General features: G+C 65.0%; 20 protein-coding genes. 10 read left to right on the top strand and 10 right to left on the bottom strand.

The window, feature by feature from the left end; translation table 11 throughout:
* Positions 1-179 precede the first annotated feature (179 nt).
* A complete protein-coding gene (locus LB545_RS03415) occupies positions 180-320 on the bottom strand; it encodes a hypothetical protein (RefSeq protein WP_013892047.1) in 141 nt (46 codons plus the stop codon).
* 400 nt (positions 321-720) lie between these two features.
* Between LB545_RS03415 and LB545_RS03420 the strand changes: the two genes are divergently transcribed.
* The 3 genes from LB545_RS03420 to ligD all read left to right on the top strand — a co-directional run bounded on the left by LB545_RS03420 (position 721) and on the right by ligD (position 4,743).
* Positions 721-1,227 carry a ferritin-like domain-containing protein gene (locus LB545_RS03420; protein WP_140491790.1) on the top strand — a complete coding sequence of 169 codons (507 nt, stop codon included), beginning with the start codon at positions 721-723 and terminating at the stop codon, positions 1,225-1,227.
* 111 nt (positions 1,228-1,338) lie between these two features.
* Positions 1,339-2,217, top strand: a complete 879-nt coding sequence (locus LB545_RS03425; protein ID WP_140649511.1) for a Ku protein — start codon at positions 1,339-1,341, stop codon at positions 2,215-2,217.
* 12 nt (positions 2,218-2,229) lie between these two features.
* Entirely contained in the window at positions 2,230-4,743 is a 2,514-nt protein-coding gene (ligD, locus tag LB545_RS03430) for a DNA ligase D (RefSeq protein ID WP_224704422.1), read from the top strand.
* A gap of 78 nt (positions 4,744-4,821) precedes the next feature.
* Here the strand turns inward: ligD and LB545_RS03435 are convergent, their stop codons facing one another.
* On the bottom strand, positions 4,822-5,496 hold the full coding sequence (locus tag LB545_RS03435; RefSeq protein WP_140554711.1) for an ArsR/SmtB family transcription factor: 675 nt from the start codon (positions 5,494-5,496) through the stop codon (positions 4,822-4,824).
* Between the two features lie 162 nt (positions 5,497-5,658).
* Here LB545_RS03435 and LB545_RS03440 point away from each other — a divergent pair, with 162 nt between their 5' ends.
* Entirely contained in the window at positions 5,659-5,991 is a 333-nt protein-coding gene (locus tag LB545_RS03440; protein WP_140491782.1) for an NIPSNAP family protein, read from the top strand.
* Positions 5,988-6,332 (top strand): antibiotic biosynthesis monooxygenase family protein, encoded by a 345-nt coding sequence (locus LB545_RS03445; protein WP_140554710.1) that lies wholly within the window; start codon positions 5,988-5,990, stop codon positions 6,330-6,332. The genes LB545_RS03440 and LB545_RS03445 overlap by 4 nt, the downstream gene beginning before the upstream one ends.
* 44 nt (positions 6,333-6,376) lie before the next feature.
* On the opposite strand, the gene mbfA is transcribed toward LB545_RS03445, so the two are convergent.
* On the bottom strand, positions 6,377-7,360 hold the full coding sequence (mbfA, locus tag LB545_RS03450; RefSeq protein ID WP_140491779.1) for an iron exporter MbfA: 984 nt from the start codon (positions 7,358-7,360) through the stop codon (positions 6,377-6,379).
* Between the two features lie 178 nt (positions 7,361-7,538).
* On the opposite strand from mbfA, the gene LB545_RS03455 reads away from it, so the two are divergent.
* Complete coding sequence (locus tag LB545_RS03455; RefSeq protein WP_140491777.1) at positions 7,539-7,862, top strand: hypothetical protein; 324 nt, start codon at positions 7,539-7,541, stop codon at positions 7,860-7,862.
* A gap of 147 nt (positions 7,863-8,009) precedes the next feature.
* Complete coding sequence (locus tag LB545_RS03460; RefSeq protein WP_140649524.1) at positions 8,010-8,990, top strand: threonine/serine dehydratase; 981 nt, start codon at positions 8,010-8,012, stop codon at positions 8,988-8,990.
* Positions 8,991-9,103: 113 nt separating this feature from the next.
* Here the strand turns inward: LB545_RS03460 and LB545_RS03465 are convergent, their stop codons facing one another.
* From LB545_RS03465 to LB545_RS03485, 5 genes are all read right to left on the bottom strand, one after another.
* Entirely contained in the window at positions 9,104-9,409 is a 306-nt protein-coding gene (locus LB545_RS03465) for a DUF1236 domain-containing protein (protein WP_140491773.1), read from the bottom strand.
* Between the two features lie 258 nt (positions 9,410-9,667).
* Positions 9,668-10,804, bottom strand: coding sequence for an ABC transporter permease (locus LB545_RS03470; protein ID WP_140559144.1), 1,137 nt, complete (start codon positions 10,802-10,804; stop codon positions 9,668-9,670).
* Positions 10,801-11,721, bottom strand: coding sequence for an ABC transporter ATP-binding protein (locus LB545_RS03475; protein WP_140563813.1), 921 nt, complete (start codon positions 11,719-11,721; stop codon positions 10,801-10,803). Before LB545_RS03475 ends, LB545_RS03470 begins: the two co-directional genes overlap by 4 nt.
* Complete coding sequence (locus LB545_RS03480; protein ID WP_140728742.1) at positions 11,718-12,671, bottom strand: HlyD family secretion protein; 954 nt, start codon at positions 12,669-12,671, stop codon at positions 11,718-11,720. The genes LB545_RS03475 and LB545_RS03480 overlap by 4 nt, the downstream gene beginning before the upstream one ends.
* Positions 12,668-13,357, bottom strand: coding sequence for a CerR family C-terminal domain-containing protein (locus tag LB545_RS03485; RefSeq protein ID WP_224704424.1), 690 nt, complete (start codon positions 13,355-13,357; stop codon positions 12,668-12,670). The genes LB545_RS03480 and LB545_RS03485 overlap by 4 nt, the downstream gene beginning before the upstream one ends.
* Positions 13,358-13,449: 92 nt before the next feature.
* Here LB545_RS03485 and LB545_RS03490 point away from each other — a divergent pair, with 92 nt between their 5' ends.
* The 3 genes from LB545_RS03490 to LB545_RS03500 all read left to right on the top strand — a co-directional run bounded on the left by LB545_RS03490 (position 13,450) and on the right by LB545_RS03500 (position 15,698).
* Complete coding sequence (locus tag LB545_RS03490) at positions 13,450-13,923, top strand: CYTH domain-containing protein (RefSeq protein ID WP_140625294.1); 474 nt, start codon at positions 13,450-13,452, stop codon at positions 13,921-13,923.
* Positions 13,920-14,858, top strand: a complete 939-nt coding sequence (locus tag LB545_RS03495) for a CHAD domain-containing protein (protein WP_224704426.1) — start codon at positions 13,920-13,922, stop codon at positions 14,856-14,858. The genes LB545_RS03490 and LB545_RS03495 overlap by 4 nt, the downstream gene beginning before the upstream one ends.
* A gap of 234 nt (positions 14,859-15,092) precedes the next feature.
* Entirely contained in the window at positions 15,093-15,698 is a 606-nt protein-coding gene (locus tag LB545_RS03500) for a DNA-3-methyladenine glycosylase (RefSeq protein ID WP_411971062.1), read from the top strand.
* A 40-nt stretch (positions 15,699-15,738) separates the two neighbouring features.
* Here the strand turns inward: LB545_RS03500 and LB545_RS03505 are convergent, their stop codons facing one another.
* Entirely contained in the window at positions 15,739-17,472 is a 1,734-nt protein-coding gene (locus LB545_RS03505; RefSeq protein ID WP_140491759.1) for a SulP family inorganic anion transporter, read from the bottom strand.
* Positions 17,473-17,538: 66 nt separating this feature from the next.
* Entirely contained in the window at positions 17,539-17,817 is a 279-nt protein-coding gene (locus LB545_RS03510; protein ID WP_140491757.1) for a helix-turn-helix domain-containing protein, read from the bottom strand.
* Between the last annotated feature and the right edge of the window lie 153 nt (positions 17,818-17,970).

Raw genomic sequence — 17,970 nt, forward strand, 5'->3', positions numbered from 1 at the left:
CGCGGGCCTCGGCGGCTCGTGTCCTGAGACATTAAGCCGGCGAAGGCGGTCTCAAAGCCGCGGCGATGTCGCACGCCGCCGATCGGCGAAGGCCGGGCGCTCGGCGCGATAGGTGGTGGCGCGCGACTCGGCGTCAGGCCTGCAGATGCGGCTGTTGTGTCGGCTCTCGAAAGTCATGGTCAGTGCGCGCCCAGCGAGGTGCCGCGACGAGCGCAGGCCGGGCCCGGCCCGCGCATGTAGTAGCGCTCGGGCCGATAGGTCGGCGCGACGAATTCGCGGATGGCTGCGGCATAGCCGATGAGGTGCGTGAGGAAGTTCATTTTACCTGTCCCTGTCCCGACTTTCGGGTGTCCCTTCCGAATTGCGGAAATCATAGCGTCGAGGCGTGAATAGTCGGTGAACGCGATGTTAATTTCTGGTCGAAAACCCGTCGCTTCATGGCCGGAATGCGGCTGATTCGGGGTCTTTCCACGCCTTTTGTCGCCATTTCGGCGTGTGTGACTTTTGCATCACATATGTTTCGTTTGGATGTCGCCTGGGTGCGGTTGCGTTTCAGCTTTCGCCCTGGCGGGAGAATTTTCCTTGCTCGCCGCCGCAAGTCCGGAACCCGGCCTGGGACGAGACGTTGATTCTTCGAGCCGGCATGGCCGGCCCATGGGGCCGCCGACCTGCGGCCCCACGCTAACCCGCAACCGCAAGAGCAAAGGAAGGGCCGCAATCATGGGCTTCTTTTCGAAGGACATCAAAACCCTGGACGACCTCTTCGTGCACACGCTGCGCGACATCTATTATGCCGAAAAGCAGATCGAGAAGGCATTGCCGAAGATGATCGACAAGGCGACGGATCCGCAGCTGAAGGCCGGCTTCGAGAAACATCTCGAGCAGACCAGGGGCCATGTCGAGCGCGTAGAGCAGGTGTTCGAACTGCACGGCGTCAAGGCCAAGGAGGTCAACTGCCCGGCCATAGACGGCATCCTCGAGGAAGCCGACGACGTCAGCGGCGACGTCGACGACAAGGAGGTGCTGGATGCGGCGCTGATCGCCTCGGCGCAAGCGGTCGAGCACTATGAGATGACCCGCTATGGCACTTTGATCGCCTGGGCCAAGCAGCTTGGCCGCAGCGACTGCGCCAACGTGCTGGCCAAGAACCTCAAGGAAGAGCAGGCGACGGATCGAAAGCTGACCGAAATAGCGGAAAGCAAGATCAACCTGCAGGCCGCCGAATAGGGGCTGAAAGAGCCGGGGCCGGTGGCAATCGCGCCGGCCTTGGCTCGACCGGATTGGAACCGTTGGGGTCGTCGTCCGTTCCAGCCAGGTCTTTCTCTACAGGAAATCATCATGGCGCCGCGTCCCGCCTGGAGAGGCTATCTGAAGCTTTCGCTGGTCACCTGCGCCATCGAACTGACCAATGTCGTCACCCATGCCGAGAAGGTCTCTTTTCGCATCCTCAACCGTGAGACGGGCAACACGGTGAAGCGGATCTATGTCGACGCCGAAACCGGCAAGCCGCTTGAGGATGGCGACGAGATAAAGGGCTACGAGGACGACGATGGCAAGTTCATCCACATCGAAGAGGACGAGATCGAGGCCATCCAGATCGAGTCCTCGCACACAATGAGCCTCGACGGCTTCGTCGACAAATCCTCCATCGAGCAGATCTATCTCGATACGCCCTATTACGTCGCGCCGGCCGACAAGGTCTCGCAGGACGCTTTCGCCGTCATCCGCGACGCGATGGCCGGCAAGAAGATGGCGGGCCTGGCGCGCATCGTGCTCTATCGGCGCGAACGTCCCGTGCTCATCGAACCGCTCGGCAAGGGCATGGTGCTGACGACGTTGCGCTACGACAACACGGTGCGCCAGCCGGACACCGTCTTCGGCGACATCGAATCGGTAAAGACGGATCAGGAGATGACCGATCTGGCCGAGCTCATCATCGACAAGAAGAAAGCGAAGTTCGATCCCTCGAAATTCGAGGACAAATACGAGGATGCGCTGCTCGAATTGATCCGCGCCAAGAAGGCGGGCCGCAAGGCGCCGAAGGCCAAGGCGGCGCCCAAGCCGTCCAATGTCGTCAATCTTTTCGATGCGCTGAAGAAGAGCCTTTCGTCGGATGGCGGATCGGGCGAACGTCGCGGCAAGGCCTCGGCGAAAGCCAAGCCGGCGGCCAAACGCGGCAAGCCTAAAGAAGCCGCGCCCAAGCGCAAATCGGCGTGAGGACACGTAGCGATGGCCAGCCTCGAACAATATCATGCCAAGCGCGATTTCAGGAAAACCGCCGAACCCTCCGGCAAGGTCGCCCGCGGCAAGAAGAGCGAGGCCGGCGGCATCTTCGTCATCCACAAGCACGCCGCGACCAGGCTGCATTACGACCTGCGCCTCGAACATGCCGGTGTGCTGTGGAGTTGGGCGGTGACGCGCGGGCCCAGCCTCGATCCGCACGAGAAACGGCTCGCCGTGCATGTCGAGGACCATCCGATCGACTATGCGCCGTTCGAGGGCACCATTCCCAAGGGCGAATATGGCGCCGGCTCGGTCATCGTCTGGGACGAGGGCACATGGGTGCCCGAGGGCGATCCGGCCAAGGCGATGAAGAAGGGCCATATCAACTTCGAGCTCAACGGCCACAAGCTGCACGGCCGCTGGCACCTGGTGCGGCTGAGACCGCGCCCCGGCGAGAAGCGCGACAACTGGCTGCTGATCAAGTCGGACGATGGCGCGGCGCGCCCGGGCGAGGATATTCTGGAGGAAGCGCCGAAATCGGTGAAGTCGGGCCTGACGATCGAGGAGGTCGGGGCGGGCAAGGCCGCGAAAGGGGAGAAGGCGAAAGTCTGGCACTCCAACAAACCGGCCGCCGCCCAGGCCAAGGCCGGACACGCAAAGCGCCTCGACTTCATCGAGCCGCAACTGGCCACGCTCGAGCGGGAAGCGCCGCCGGGCGAGGACTGGCTGCATGAGGTCAAGTTCGACGGCTATCGCATGCAGGCGCAGATCGCCGGCACGGACGTGCGGCTGCTCACCCGCACCGGCCTCGACTGGACGAAGAAATTCGGCGACGCGATCGTCGCCGAGCTCGCCGGATTGAAATGCAGCGACGCCATCATCGACGGCGAGATCGTGGTGCTGGCCGACAGCGGCGTCTCTTCCTTCGCGCTTTTGCAGGCCGACCTGTCGGCGAAGCGCACGGATCGCTTCATCTACTACGTCTTCGACCTGATGCGGCTGAATGGGCGGGACCTGCGCCGCGAGCCGCTGGTCGAGCGCAGGCAGGCCTTGCAGGAATTGCTGGCCGGCCAGCCGGAGGATTCGGCGGTCCAATTCAGCGACCATTTCGCCGAGCCCGGCAAGGTCATGCTCGAGCATGCCTGCCGCATGGGACTGGAGGGCGTCGTCTCCAAGCGCGCCGACGCGGTCTACCGCAGCGGGCGCGGGCCGTCCTGGGTGAAGTCGAAATGCACGCTGCGACAGGAGTTCGTCATCGCCGGCTACCTGCCGTCCGACAAGACCGGGCGCGGGCTGCGTTCGCTGCTGCTTGGCTATTTCGAGGCCGGCAAGCTGCACTATGCCGGCCGCGTCGGCACCGGCTTCTCGACCGGCGGCGCCAATGCCCTGAAGAAGAAGCTCGATGCGCTGCAAACGAAGTCGTCGCCCTTCGACAAGGCCGTGCCGAGGGGCAAGGGCCTGGTCTGGGTGAAGCCGGAGCTTGTCGGCGAAGTGGAGTTCCGCAGTTGGACCTCCGACCGTATAGTACGCCACGCCTCGTTCCAGGGGCTGCGCGAGGACAAGCCGGCGGAGGAAGTCGTGCAGGAAAAGCCGAAGGCACCGACAGGCAAAAGCACGGCCCGGGCCAAGCCGGCGTCAAGCGGCGCAACGCCGGCAAGGGCGGCAACCACCACGGTGAAGCTGTCCCACCCAGAAAAGCTGCTGTGGCCCGACGAAAAGATATCCAAGCAGGGGCTGCTCGATCATTACGCGCTGGTGTGGCCGCGCATGAAACAATTCGTGGTCAACCGCCCGCTCAGCCTGGTCAGGGCCCCCGACGGGGTCGGCGGCCAGCGCTTCTTCCAGAAGCATGCCTCGCCAGGCATGCATGACAAGATCGAGAAAACGAGGGATCCCACGGATGGCGAGGAAATCCTGTTTATCCGTGACTTCGACGGCGTCGCGGCACTTGTCCAGCTCGGCGTGGTCGAGATCCACATCTGGGGTTGCACCATCGACGAGCTCGAACGACCTGACCAGATCGTCTTCGATCTCGACCCCGATGAAGGCGTCGACGTGAAGGCGGTGCGGGCGGCGGCACTCGACATAAGGGGCAAGCTTGACGAGCTGTCGCTGCCCAATTTCGTCAAGACGTCGGGTGGCAAGGGCTTTCATGTCGTCGTGCCGCTGAAGCCGTCGGCCAACTGGGAGGAGGTGAAAGGCTTCGCCCATGATTTCGCGCGCGCGCTGGAACAGGGCGCGCCCGACCGCTACACAGCGACGCTGTCCAAGAAGGCGCGCACCGGCAAGATATTCGTCGACTATCTGCGCAATGGCAGCGGCGCGACCACGGTGGCGCCCTACTCGTCGCGGGCCAAGAAGGGTGCCACGGTGTCGATGCCGGTGACCTGGGCCGAGATCGAGGCCGGCCTGCCGCCGAACGCATTCCCCATCGGCGACAAGACGACGCTGAAGCAACTCGCGGAAGCCGATCCGTGGAAGGATTTCTTCAAGAAGGGGAAGGTGTTGAAGCGGGGGTAATCCTGCCCGCATTTGCAGCGCGGCGATCCTTCGCGCCTGTCCCGCCGACGAATCGATGCTGGCAACAGCGCCGATAGCTCAAGCCAAAAACACCTTCTCGAACGCCTGTTTGCCGGGCGGCGAAAAAATCACGGCGCGGCTGTCCTTCTCCCGGCGCGCCCATTTCTCGGTGAGGATCTTGTCGAGGATGGCGGCGCCCAGCGTGCCGGCGAGATGCGAGCGCCGTACGCTCCAGTCGAGGCAGGCGCGGCACACCGGCCGCCGGGCCTTCGCCTCCACATCGATCCCTAGCGCCGCGAAATGCGAGGCGGCCGAAGGCGCCAAGCGGATTTCGCCGTGGTCTCGCAGCAGCAGTCTCCGGTCGATGAGGCGGTCGAGCATCGCCACCGCCTGCTCGCCGGCAAGATGATCGTAGCAGACGCGCGCCACGCGCATCGCCCCGTCGCGCGGGCCCGGCCGCACGCGCCTGGGGCCGATGGTTTCGGCGACGCCGGCGATGGCTTCGATCATTTCAGCCACCTGCGGCCCGGCGAGCCCGTAATAGCGATGCCGGCCCTGGCTTGCCACGGTCAGCAGCCCGCCTTCCATCAGTTTCGACAGATGCGAGGAGGCGGTCGGCATCGAGACGCCGGCCTCAAGCGCCAGTTCGCTTGCCGTCAGCGCCGTGCCGCCCATCAGTGCGTTGAGCATGTTGGCGCGGGCCGGGTCGCCGATCAGGCTGGCGATGCGGGCAATGTCGGGTCCTTCGCGCATAGTTTCATCCCTATCGAAGCATTCTCGCCAGATAATCACTATCCTTCGCTGAGCTCAAGGAGCGCTGACGATGCTCCTGACAGGAAACTGCTTAGCACACCGGCGTAGGCGACGTTTCGACAGAGATCGAATTATCTGTGCGTCAAATTCAGGGAGACCGAAATGACCATCACCTGCTTCATCCGCTACGAGATCGATCCGTTCGGCAAGGCCGCGTTCGAGGAATATGCCCGCAACTGGGGCCAGGCCATTCCGCGCTGCGGCGCCGACCTGATCGGCTACTACGCGCCGCATGAAGGCTCGGCCACGACCGCCTATGCCGCCTACAACATAGAAAGCCTGGCTGCCTATGAAGCCTATAGGGCCCGGCTTGCCGCCGACCCGGCCGGCAAGGCAAACTACGAATTCGCCCGCCGTGAAAAATTCATCCTCAAGGAGGACCGCATGTTCCTGAAACTGGCGTCCGGCCCGCACGCGAAGCTGGTGCTGCCGTGATCGCCGTCATCTTCGAGGTCGAGCCGGCTGCGGGCAGGCGCGATGCCTATCTGGACATCGCCGCGCAGTTGCGGCCGCTGCTTGAAAGCATCGATGGCTTCATCTCGGTCGAGCGCTTCCAGAGCCTCGCCAATCCGGACCGCATCCTGTCACTATCGTTCTGGCGCGACGAGGAAGCGGTGAAGGCCTGGCGCAACACGCAAGAACACCGGCAGGCCCAGCAGGCCGGGCGCGGCGGCATCTTTGCCGGCTACCGCCTGCGCATCGCGCACGTCGTGCGCGATTATGGCTTGAGTGAAAGGCAACAGGCGCCGGTGGATAGCCGGGCGGTGAACGGGTAATCGGCAGGTCCTTCCTTCTCCCAAAAGGGGGAGAAGGAAGAACCCTATGCGTTCCCGATCAGCACGCCCGCCGCGAACACCAGCGCGCCGCCGAGCACCACCTGGAAGGCCGCGCGCAGGAAGGGTGTCTGCATGTAGCGGTTCTGGACGAAGGCGATGGCCCAGAGTTCGAAGAACACCACCACGGCGGCAACCGCTGTCGCCGTCCAGAAATGCGGGATGAGGTAGGGCAGTGCATGGCCGAGGCCGCCGAGCGTCGTCATGATGCCCACGGTCAGGCCGCGCTTGACCGGCGAACCGCGGCCCGACAGCTTGCCGTCGTCGGAGGCGACCTCGGTGAAGCCCATCGAGATGCCGGCGCCGATCGAGGCGGCGAGGCCGACGAGAAGCGTCTGCCAGGTGTCGTGCGTGGCAAAAGCGGCGGCGAAGATCGGCGCCAGCGTCGATACCGAACCGTCCATCAGTCCGGCCAGTCCCGGCTGCACATAGGTGAGGATGAACTGGCGCTGCTCGGCCGTCGCCTCCTCGACCTTCACGGTGCCCGGCACGTGCTGCTGCTCCAGCCGCTGCGCCATGCTCTCATGGCTCTGTTCCGCCGCCGCCAGTTCGTCGAGCAGCTTTCTGGTCGAGGCATCGGTGGTGCGCCTGGCCGCCTCGACATAGAACAGGTAGGCCTGCCGCTCCATCGCCTCGGCCTGGCGGCGTACCTGCTCGATGCCGAGCGGCTTGACCAGCCAGTCGGGCTTGCGCTCGTAATAGCCCTTCACATGCTCGCGCCGGATCAGCGGAATGCGCTCGCCAAAACGCCTGCGGAAAAGCTCGATCAGCGCGTCGCGATGACCGTCCTCCTCCTCGGCCATGTCCTCGAACATCTTGGCCGATTGCGGAAAATCCTCCGCCAGCCCATCCGCATAGGCGCGGTAGATGCGACCGTCGTCTTCTTCCGACGAGATGGCAAGCGCCAGGATCTCCTGTTCGGAGAGCGAATCGAAGGAGCGGCGGCCGAAGCCGAAAACACGGGAAAGCATGAGGAAATCACCCTAGTTTAGAATTGTTCTAAACTAAGGTTTGCTGCCGCATCGGTCAATCGTGCGCCTGGGCGGCAGTCAAGATTTGTTGAAGCAGCCATTCGGCGCCGGCCCTTCATTATCGGCAAATGTTCACTTATATGACGGAACTCCAAGCCAACAACCGAGGAAGCCGCCGATGACTGCAAAGCCGCACGCCCATCACTTCGACCCGAAACCCGTCCTCGACCTCATAGCCAGCATCGAGGCCGATCTGCAGCGCCTGAAAGGTCTGGTCGAGCAGCAGATCGAGAAGTTCGATCCCGCCAACCCGCACAACAAGACCCTCGACGGCAAGCTGACCGAGGAAGGCGTCGAGTGCTGCTACCGCATGTTCGACGAAGGCAAGTCGCGCTATTCGGTCTCCCAGCAGATGAAGATTTCCTTTGCCGCCGCCACCCATCGCTTCAATGCCTGGCGCAAGGCCGGCGGCAACAAGCGGCAGCGGACGTTGTTGGGGTGAGGGTTGAACTGGACGGACCGGCAGGCAGGTGACTGCCAGCACTGCCGGCCGTCGTGATCCCAAACCTTGTGACGGTTACATTTTTTTGTTGGCCTCGCGCGGCCCTTTGCGTGCACCATGGCCGGACCACATCTTACAGGACCCGCCATGACCACGCCTCCCGGCATCGCCGATATCCACGCCGCCGCCGCCCGGCTCTCCGGCCTTATCGTCGAGACGCCGCTGATCGAATCGCCCGAGCTCAACAGCCGCTTCGGCGGCCGCATCCTGTTCAAGCCGGAAACGCTGCAGCGTACCGGCTCGTTCAAGTTCCGCGGCGCCTACAACAAGCTGTCCTCGCTCTCGGCCGAGGAGCGCGGCCGCGGCGTGGTCGCTTTTTCCTCGGGCAATCATGCGCAAGGCGTTGCCGCTTCCGCCGCCATGTTCGGCGTCAGGGCGGTCATCGCCATGCCGTCGGACGCACCGGCCATGAAGATCGGCAATGTCCGCAAGATGGGCGCCGAAGTGGTCGCCTTCGATCGCGTCCGCGAAGACCGCGTGGCCGTGGTTCGGCCTTACGTGGAGAAGGGCATGGTCCTGGTGCCGCCCTATGACGATCCCGCCATCATCGCGGGCCAGGGCACGATCGGCCTCGAATTGCTGCGTCAGGCCAAGGCGCTTGGCGTGAGCCTCGACGCCGTCATCGTTCCCTGTGGCGGCGGCGGGCTGAGCAGCGGGATTTCGATCGCGGTCAAGGACGGTTCGCCCGCCACCGCCGTCTGGGCGGCAGAGCCGGAATTTTTCGACGACACCAGCCGGTCGCTGGCCAAGGGCGCCAGGGTAGCGAACGAGCCCGGCCACACCTCAATCTGCGACGCGCTTCTCGTCGCCGAGCCGGGCGCGCTCACCTTCGAGATCAATCGCAGGACGCTGGCCGGCGGCATTGCCGTCTCGGAGGAGGCGACGAAGCAGGCCATGCGCGACGCCATGGCCCATCTCAAGCTGGTCGTGGAGCCCGGCGGCTGCGTCGGGCTGGCGGCGCTCTCGTCGGGCAGGATCGACTTGGCAGGCAAATGCGTGGCCGTGGTGCTCTCTGGCGGCAATGTCGATTTCGACGCCTATGCCAAGATCATGGCTGCTGCCGCCTGACGCCCGCCCCGCGTGGCAGGGCGGGCAGCCTTTGTTGTTTCGCAATTCCGGATGGAAACCGCTGCGCACTTTTCCTGGAATTGCCCAGTGCCCGTCAGCTGATGACGGTGCCGTCAGTCGATGACTTTCACGATGCGACGGGTTCCGGGATCGACGAGGACGGTCTGACCGTTGACGACGACATAGCGGTACTGCACATCAGGAACATCGATCGCATGCAGCTCCACAGTGTCCGGCAAGGTCGAGCCGATGGCCAGTTGGACGCCCAGCAGGTCGACCGAGGCGATCGGCTTCTTGTGCACATATTCGCGGATGACGGTCTCCTGCTGCGGCTCGATGATCACGTCCTGAGCAGCGGCGGCACCGATGCCGGCGGCTAGCAGAAGCCCGGCCGCGGTGGCGGAAAGATACAGTCTCATCATTGCCTCCATTGCTGGTCGATAGAGCGCAATACACTTGCAAGTCTGCGCTCTATCCCGTTGTTTTGATGGCATTCCGCATCCCGCCAGATGATCCGGCCGGACTCGAGATGCCAAGGGCTTCGCTTGCACTGAGGGGGCCGTCTTGGCCCGCAAGTGGCAGCGGCGAGGCTGATCGACAACGCCGGGGCAGAAGCATGGTTCCAACGGGAGGGTCCAGGGCTCGATGGAACCCTGGACCCTCTCAGGGGCTGTTTTTCAGTCCAGCGTGCGGCGGAAGCGGACCAGGGCGACGCCGGCAAACAGCGCCACGAACACCACCAGCCAGCCGATCTCCACGGCCACCGCCGGCAGCTGCGCGCCCTTCAGCATGACGGCACGGGTGATGCGCAGGAAATGCGTCAGGGGAAAGATCTCGCCGAAGATCTGCGCCCAGCCCGGCATGCCGCGATAGGGAAACATGAAGCCTGAAAGCATGATCGACGGCAGGAAGAAGAAGAAGGTGAGCTGCAAGGCCTGCATCTGCGTGCGCGCGACGGTCGAAATCGTGTAGCCGAGCAGCACCAGGGACAGCACGAACACCAGCACCGCCGACAAGAGCAGCGTCATCGATCCGGTGAAGGGAATGGCGAACAGAAGCTTCGACGCCGCCAGCACCACCACGACCTGCACCGCGCCGACCGCCAGATAGGGCAGCACCTTGCCCAGCATGATCTCGAGCGGGCTCGACGGCATGGCGAGCAGGTTCTCCATCGTGCCGCGCTCTGTCTCGCGCGTCAGCGCGATCGAGGTCATCATCACCATCGTCATCTGCAGGATGACGCCGAGCAGGCCGGGGACGATGTTGTATTGCGAGATGCCCTCCGGATTGTAGCGCCGGTGCACGACCACATCGAGCTGGCCCCGGGCGGCCTCGGCGGCGGCCTCCTGCATGCCTTGCGCTCTGAGCAGCGCCTGGCCGGCGACGGTGCTGAGCGTCGAGATGGCGCCGCTGGCAACCGCCGGGTCGGTGGCGTCGGCCTCGATCAGGATCTGCGGATTGTCGCCGCGCTCCACCCGCCGCGCGAAATCGGCCGGAATGGTGACGACGAAGGCGACGTCGCCGCGCGCCATCAGGAATTCGGCCTCCTCGGCACTTTGCGCCACATGGTCGAAACGGTAGTAGCCGGTGGTCTGCAGCGCCGAGACCATGGCGCGCGTATAGGGATCGCTGCTCGTCGCCACGAGTGCCGCCGGCAGGCTCTTCGGGTCGTTGTTGATGGCGTAGCCGAACAGCACCAGCTGGATCAGCGGCACGCCCAGCATCATGGCGAAGGTGATGCGGTCGCGGCGCATCTGGATGAACTCCTTGATCAGCAGCGCGCCGAGCCGGGCGAAGGAGAAGACCGCGTTCATGCCATGTTGTCCTTCGAGCCGGACATGAACTGGATGAAGACGTCCTCGAGGCTGGTTTCGCCCGGCGCCACCGTCACGCCCTTGTGCTCCTTCTCGACATCGGCCAGCGCCGCCTCCAGCTTCTTCTTGTCGGCTCCCACGACATGCAGCGTCGCGCCGAACGGCGCCACCTGGTCGACGCCCGGCCGGCCTTCGAGCGCTTGCGCCACCTGGTCGAGGCGCGGGCCCTGCAGGACGAAAGTGGTCAGGCCGGCATTCCTGACCACCTCGGCGACGGTGCCCGTCGCCAGCATCTTGCCGTAGGAGATATAGCTGATGCGATGGCACCGCTCGGCCTCGTCCATGTAGTGGGTGGAGACCAGCACGGTCAGCCCGCCGCTCGCCAGCCGGTGGATCTCGTCCCAGAACTCGCGCCGCGCCTTGGGGTCGACGCCGGCCGTCGGCTCGTCGAGCAGAAGCAGCTTGGGCTTGTGCATGATGCAAGCGGCCAGCGCCAGCCGCTGCTTCCAGCCGCCCGACAGCGTCCCGGCGAGCTGGTTGCGGCGTGTCGTCAGGCCGAGTTCCTCCAAGGTCCTGGCGACATGCTCCTCGACCGGCTTCAACCGGTAGAGCCGCGCCACGAATTCGAGGTTCTCGCCGATCGTCAGATCCTCGTAGAACGAGAATTTCTGCGTCATGTAGCCGACCTCGCGCTTGATGCGCAGGCTGTCGGTGAGGATGTCGAAACCCAGCACCGTGCCTTCGCCCTCGTCCGGGGTCAGCAGGCCGCACATGATGCGGATGGTGGTGGTCTTGCCCGAGCCGTTGGGGCCGAGGAAGCCGACGATCTCGCCTTCCGCCACCGTCATCGTGACATGGTCGACGACGGTCTTGTCGCCGAAGCGCTTGACCAGGCCGTGCACGTCGATGACGTTCATTTCCCTGAAACCGCCAGCTCGACGTCGACGATCTGGCCCGGCTGCAAGGCGCCGGCGCTGCCCTCCGGCCGCGCCTCGACGAGGTAGACCAGCTTCTGCCGGTTCTCCAGCGAATAGATCACCGGCGGGGTGAATTCCGGATCGGGCGAGACATAGCTGACGCGCGCCTTCACATCCGGGCCGCAGCCGTCGCAATGGACGCGGAGCAAGGTGCCGACCTTGACCGAGGAGAAGGCGGCTTCCGGTATATAGACGCTGAGCTTCACCGCGCCGTCGGGCAGCACGGAGATGACGGGCGCGGTCGGACCTGCGGTGTCGCCCGGATTGCGAATGACGTCGCTGACGCGGCCCGGAGAAGGGGCCGCCAGGGTGCGCTTGGATAGCCGCCACGCCGCTTGGTCGAGCGCGGCCTGTGCCTGCTTGACCTGACTTTCGGCGGCCTTGATCGTCTCGGGACGCGCCGGCAGGCCGCCCGCGGCGAGATTGGCCTGCGCCTGTCCGACCTGCGCGTTGGCCGTCTCCAGCGTGGCCGAGGCGGTGTCGTAGTCGGCCTGCGTGCCGGTGCCGCGCTTGAAGAGGTCGGCAGCGCGGTCGTATTTGCGTCTGGCATCGTCAGCCTGCGCCTTGGCCATGTCGACCTGGGCCTTGAGGGCGGCGATTTCTTCCGGCCGCTTGCCTACCTGCAGATCGGCAAGCTGCGCCCGCGCCTGGGCGAGACTTGCCGTGGCCTGTGCGACCGCGATTTTCGCGTCGGCGTTTTCCAGCGTCACGATCGTGGTGCCCGATGTGACGCGATCGCCGCGCTTGACCGCGACGGTCTCGACCTGCGCCACCTCGATCGGCGCCAGCAGCACATAGTCGCCTTCGACATAGCCGACGGCCAGCGGCGAAGCCGGTGCGCAGGCGCCGAAGAGTTGAGCGGCAAGCGGCAGCGAACAAAGAAAGCTCATCGTCTCGATCCCTTACGGGCGGCCAGTATGGCGCCGAGGTTGTCCGATGTGACGGCCGCCACCTTGGCGGCCTCGGCGGCGCCGATCTCGCGCCAGCCCATGCGGCGCATGACCGCCTCGCGGCCGATGCGGAAATAGATGACCTGTCCGATCAGCGTGAACACGGTGAGCCGGGTCGCCTCGCTCTCGGCCGCCTCGCCGGTCGCCTGTTCCCAAAGCAGGCACAGGCGCCGATGCGTCGGCTCGAACACGCCGTCATAGATGCGGTCGAGCGCCGCGGTCGGGTGCGAGAGCTCGCGCAGCACGAACTGCACGATCTCACCGGCCTGCGGCTGCGCCACGACGAATGCCACCATCCGCTCCAGCGCCGCGAACAGCTGCGCGCGCGCCGTCTCGGGGTTCGCGATTGCCGGCGCCCCCGCCTCGCCGAGTGCCTGGCCGGCGACCGATTGTATGGTGTCCACGATATGGTCGGCGGCGGCGAGGCGCAGCCCCTCCTTGCTGCCGAAGTGATAGGCAATGGAACCGATATTGGCCTTGGCCTCCGCCGCGATCTCGCGCGTGGAGGTGCCGTCGAAGCCTTGTCGTCCGAACAGCTTGAGCGCCGCGCGGACCAGGGCTTCACGCGTCATCTCCGCGGCGGGCGGCTCGCGGCGAGGAGTTCGGGCTTCGGGCGGCTTGATCATGCGGCAGACTTTAATCAATCGATTGATTAAAGTCAAATCCGATCCCGGACATGGCTTGCCATGCCGGCCCGCGCGGGCTTTAGTGCGCGGCCATGGGCAAGGAAGTCGAGCGCAAGTTCCTGGTCTCCGGCACGGCATGGCGGGATCTGGTCGAGGCGGACATCCGCATCCTCCAGTTCTATCTCGCCGCCGCGCCGGGACGCACGGTGCGCGTGCGCATCAGTGACGGCGCCTCGGCCAGGTTGACGCTCAAATTCGGCAGCAAGGCGCGCGAGCGCGACGAATTCGAATATCCCATTCCGCTGGCCGACGCCGTGGAGATGCTCGGCTTCGCCATCGGGCGTGTCATCGAGAAGACACGTCACCATGTTAGGCATGGCGGCTATCTCTACGAAGTCGATGTCTTCGGCGGCGCGCTGGCGGGGCTTGTGATGGCCGAACTCGAGACACCGGACGATGTCCCGGACGAAATGCTGCCAGACTGGCTCGGCCGCGAAGTGACTGGCGAACAGAAATTCTACAACGCGTCGCTCGCCCTCGGGGGGATTCCGGAGATCGCCGCATGAGCTTTCGCATCGATCCGCGCCTGCCGCTGACCGGCGAGGTCAGGCGTATCCTGGCCGAGGAAATCGGCAAGGCGCTTGCTCATCTCGACACGGCGCATGACAGGCCGGAGCAGGGACTGCACAAATCCCGCAAACGACTGAAGAGCGTGCGCGCCTTGTTACACCTCGTTCGTTCCGGTGACGAAACATTCTGCCGTACGGAGAACGAGTGCTACAAGCAGGTCTCGGCACTGCTCGCCGGACCGCGCGAGGCGACCGCCTTGATCGAGACGATCGACCGCCTGGCCGACGCCTTTCCGGGGCAAAGCGCCGGTCACGGCCTCGGCCCCGCCCGCGATCGCCTGGTGATGCGCCAGCACGCGCTTCATGCCGGCGCCGGTCTCGATGCGGCCATAAAAGCTGCCATCGCCGCCTGCCAGGAGGGCCTCGAACGCGTCGACAGCCTGTCCTTGCCGGACCAGCCGGAGCGGGCCGCCGACATTCTGGCCGAGGGCGCCCGCGCCACATTGCGGCGCGCGCGCAAAGCACTGGACAAGGCGGCCTCGAGCGGCGGGGCCGAGGATTTCCACGACCTGCGCAAGGCGGCCAAGACCCACAGCATGCATCTGTCGCTGCTCGGCCGCCTGTGGCCGACGCCAATCAAGGCTCGTCGCAAGGCGGTCGACAAGCTCGCAGAGCAACTCGGCGAACTGCACGACGTCTTCGTCATGCGGGCGATGCTGGAGGCCGGCGGCGAGCCGCTTGGACCGCCCGGGGATACGAAACTCCTTGGCAAACTCCTGAAGCATTCCGAAAAGAGCCTGAGGAAATCCTGCCTTGCCGAGGCGGCCGAACTGTTCGGCGACAGTCCCAGGCGCTCGACGAAGAAGCTGGCCCGCAAGGCGCGCGACGATCTTGCCGGCGCTCCGCCCGCGGAGGAATTGGCGGCGAGGTGACGCGAGGGCATTAATCGCCGGTCATGCGGTCATTCGCCTTGGATGGCTCGCGGGCAGGGGCTGGCCCTCCATTCGCGCACCGGCATCCGCACCGACGGCAAGTCGATCCTCTATGCCCCCCTGATGAACGAGGGCGAAGTCGCGGCGCTGAAGCTCGATTGAGAAGCCAGATATCCCGAGCGGACTCACGAGAGTCTTTGCCACATGGGCCGGGCGGATCTAAAACCAGCCGCCATGAGGATGGTCGTCCGCCGCCCGCTCGCCCGCTCGGAACTGCCGCACGATACGGCCGCTCTCGCGCGCTATCTCATCGGCAAGATCGTGGTCCGGGAATTGCCCGAAGGCATTGCCAGCGGCCGCATCGTCGAGACCGAGGCGTATGTCGCCGGCGATGCTGCCGGGCACGGCTACCGGGGAATGACCCCGCGCAACCGCTCGCTGTTCCTCGAGCGCGGGCATGCCTATGTCTATCTCGCCTACGGCATCTCATACATGCTGAATGTCTCGAGCGAGATGCCCGGCATCGGAACCGGCGTCCTGATCAGGGCACTGGAGCCGCTCGACGGCATTCCGATCATGCAGCTCAATCGCGGCATCGAGCGCCTGCGTGACCTGGCGCGAGGACCGGGAAGGCTCGCCATGGCGTTGCGGATCGACCGTTCGCTCGACGGGCTCGATCTTTGCCGGGAAGGCCCTCTATGGCTTGCAAGCGATGGCCGCGACCCCGGCGAAATCGGGCAGAGCGTTCGGATCGGCATTTCGAAGGATGCCGACCGCCTGCTGCGATTTTACGTCCGGGGAAGTCCGTTTGTCAGCGGTTCACGATCGCTCAACCCATGAGAGGTGCTTCCCGGCGCGTTGAAAGGAAGAAGAATGCAAGCTACTGCGCTGCCCTTTTTCCCTCCAACTGCGCCTGCGCTGCCCGGATCGAGGCGGCGTAGGTCACCAGCGGGCGCTTGAGGCCGTGGTTGATCAGCGTGCGTCTTGTCTGCGGCGAAGCGCCAGATATGACAAAGCGCACGCCGGCGCGCCTGGCCTTGTGCGCCGCACCCTCGATGACATTGGCCGCGGTCGAATCGAAGAACGGCACCGCCGAGCAGTCGAGGATGAAGTTCTTGCGCTGGTCGGCGATGCGGTCGAGCACCGCGCCGACGGTCGAAGCGGCGCCGAAGAAGAATGCGCCGGAGATGCGGTAGACGACGGTGTCGGCGTCGGTCGCGTCCCTGGAATCATAGACGCTCTCGCGGTCGGCGACGTCCTCAGGCACCAGCGTCTGGTCGGCCTCGACGGCGATGGATTTCGCCATGCGGTCGATGAACAGGATCGAGCCCAGCGCGAATCCGACGACGATGCCTTCGGTCAAGTCGCGGAAGACCACGATCAGGAAGGTGGCCATCAGCACCAGCGCATCGCCGCGCGAGGCGCGCAGCAGCGTGGCGAAAGCCTGCTTCTCGAACATGTTCCAGCACACCACCGCCAGCACGCCGGCGAGGGCGGAGAGCGGGATGTAGCTGGCGAGCGGCGCTGCCGCCAGCATCAGGACGAGCAGGATCATGGAGTGGATCATGCCCGAAACCGGCCCGTGCGCGCCGGCCCGCACATTGGTGGCGGTACGGGCAATGGTGCCGGTGGTGCAGATGCCGCCGAACAGGGCCGAGGCGATGTTGGCGAAGCCTTGCGCCACCAGTTCGCAGTTGGAACGGTGCCGGCGGCCGGTCATGCCGTCGGCGACGACGGCCGACAGCAAGGATTCGATGGCGCCCAGCAACGCGAAGGCGATGGCGTCCGGCAGCACGTCGATCATCCTGTCGAGGCTGACGGGGGGAAGCGCCGGCCATTGCAGGCTGCGCGGGATCCCGCCAAAGCGCGTGCCGATCGTCTCGGCCGGCAGCGCAAACAGCGCCACCGCGAGCGACGCCAGACCGATGGCGATCAACATCGCCGGCCATTTCGGCCGCCAGCGCTTCAGGAAAGCGATGGTTGCGATTGTCAGCACCGCCACGAAGGTCGCCGCGAGATTGATCGTGCCGGCCGCCTCGCCGATCGCCGTCAGCTTCGGCACCAGCGGGCCTGGCTCCTTGCCGGCGAGCTTCAGCCCGAACAGTTCGACGATCTGGCCCGAGAAGATGATGACGGCGATACCGGCGGTAAAGCCGACCGTCACCGGATAGGGAATGAACTTTATGTAGGTGCCGAGCCGCAGATAGCCGATGGCGATGAGGAAGATGCCGGCCATCATCGTCGCCAGCAACAGCCCGTCCACGCCGACCCGCGCGACCGTCGCCGCCACCAGCACGATGAAGGCGCCCGCGGGGCCACCGATCTGGAAACGGCTGCCGCCGAACGCCGAGATGATGAAGCCGCCGATGATCGATGTGTAGAGCCCGCGCTCCGGCGTCACCCCTGATGCGATGGCGATTGCCATCGACAGCGGCAAGGCGACGATGGCGACGGTCAGCCCGGCAATGGCATCGGCCCTGAGATGTTCGAGCCTGTAGCCTTCGCGCCAGACCGTCACCAGTTTCGGTGTGAACAGTTCGGAAAAAGTCGGCTTTGCCGGCCCATGGGTCGGTTTGCGCGCGGTTTCGTTGAGTGTCTGCCCGATCTCGTCCATGGACTGCTTCCGCACCTGAAAGGCGGCGGGATCGTCGGCAGGACTGTCGGCGGTCGCCGTCGCGACTTATGCCGGCTCAGCTTTCGGATTGGGCGGCACGGCAGGCTTGAGGCGCACGCCCCGGCCGCCGCGCTCACTGGGTTGATTCTCGCCGATCAGCTCCACCCCGGCCTCGTCGAGGGCCTGGATGACCTTCATCAGCGTATCGACCACACCCCTGACCACGCCGTCGCTCGCTTCCATGCGCTGGATGGTGGGAAGCGAAACGCCGGCGCGCTCGGCGAGCGTCTTCTGATCGATGCCGGCCAGCGCCCTCGCGGCGCGCATCTGCGCGGCAGTGATCATCGGCCGGGATCCCCGTCTGAGTCTGCGGATATGATGTATAATACGATCATTATGATGTTTCAAGCATCAGCATGCACGCTTGAGCCTTGATCATCATCGCTATCGAGCATTTTTCGGATACTTTCCGAGCATTGAGAGCTATGGTGTTCCATC

This window comes from Mesorhizobium sp. BR1-1-6, from assembly GCF_020165355.1.
Lineage (GTDB): Bacteria > Pseudomonadota > Alphaproteobacteria > Rhizobiales > Rhizobiaceae > Mesorhizobium.

Coding starts and splice junctions, on each gene's coding strand:
- LB545_RS03415 (WP_013892047.1), bottom strand. CDS start 320: ATGAACTTCCTCACGCACCTCATCGGCTATGCCGCAGCCATCCGCGAA.
- LB545_RS03420 (WP_140491790.1), top strand. CDS start 721: ATGGGCTTCTTTTCGAAGGACATCAAAACCCTGGACGACCTCTTCGTG.
- LB545_RS03425 (WP_140649511.1), top strand. CDS start 1,339: ATGGCGCCGCGTCCCGCCTGGAGAGGCTATCTGAAGCTTTCGCTGGTC.
- ligD (WP_224704422.1), top strand. CDS start 2,230: ATGGCCAGCCTCGAACAATATCATGCCAAGCGCGATTTCAGGAAAACC.
- LB545_RS03435 (WP_140554711.1), bottom strand. CDS start 5,496: ATGCGCGAAGGACCCGACATTGCCCGCATCGCCAGCCTGATCGGCGAC.
- LB545_RS03440 (WP_140491782.1), top strand. CDS start 5,659: ATGACCATCACCTGCTTCATCCGCTACGAGATCGATCCGTTCGGCAAG.
- mbfA (WP_140491779.1), bottom strand. CDS start 7,360: ATGCTTTCCCGTGTTTTCGGCTTCGGCCGCCGCTCCTTCGATTCGCTC.
- LB545_RS03455 (WP_140491777.1), top strand. CDS start 7,539: ATGACTGCAAAGCCGCACGCCCATCACTTCGACCCGAAACCCGTCCTC.
- LB545_RS03460 (WP_140649524.1), top strand. CDS start 8,010: ATGACCACGCCTCCCGGCATCGCCGATATCCACGCCGCCGCCGCCCGG.
- LB545_RS03465 (WP_140491773.1), bottom strand. CDS start 9,409: ATGAGACTGTATCTTTCCGCCACCGCGGCCGGGCTTCTGCTAGCCGCC.
- LB545_RS03470 (WP_140559144.1), bottom strand. CDS start 10,804: ATGAACGCGGTCTTCTCCTTCGCCCGGCTCGGCGCGCTGCTGATCAAG.
- LB545_RS03475 (WP_140563813.1), bottom strand. CDS start 11,721: ATGAACGTCATCGACGTGCACGGCCTGGTCAAGCGCTTCGGCGACAAG.
- LB545_RS03480 (WP_140728742.1), bottom strand. CDS start 12,671: ATGAGCTTTCTTTGTTCGCTGCCGCTTGCCGCTCAACTCTTCGGCGCC.
- LB545_RS03485 (WP_224704424.1), bottom strand. CDS start 13,357: ATGATCAAGCCGCCCGAAGCCCGAACTCCTCGCCGCGAGCCGCCCGCC.
- LB545_RS03490 (WP_140625294.1), top strand. CDS start 13,450: ATGGGCAAGGAAGTCGAGCGCAAGTTCCTGGTCTCCGGCACGGCATGG.
- LB545_RS03495 (WP_224704426.1), top strand. CDS start 13,920: ATGAGCTTTCGCATCGATCCGCGCCTGCCGCTGACCGGCGAGGTCAGG.
- LB545_RS03500 (WP_411971062.1), top strand. CDS start 15,093: ATGAGGATGGTCGTCCGCCGCCCGCTCGCCCGCTCGGAACTGCCGCAC.
- LB545_RS03505 (WP_140491759.1), bottom strand. CDS start 17,472: ATGGACGAGATCGGGCAGACACTCAACGAAACCGCGCGCAAACCGACC.
- LB545_RS03510 (WP_140491757.1), bottom strand. CDS start 17,817: ATGATCACTGCCGCGCAGATGCGCGCCGCGAGGGCGCTGGCCGGCATC.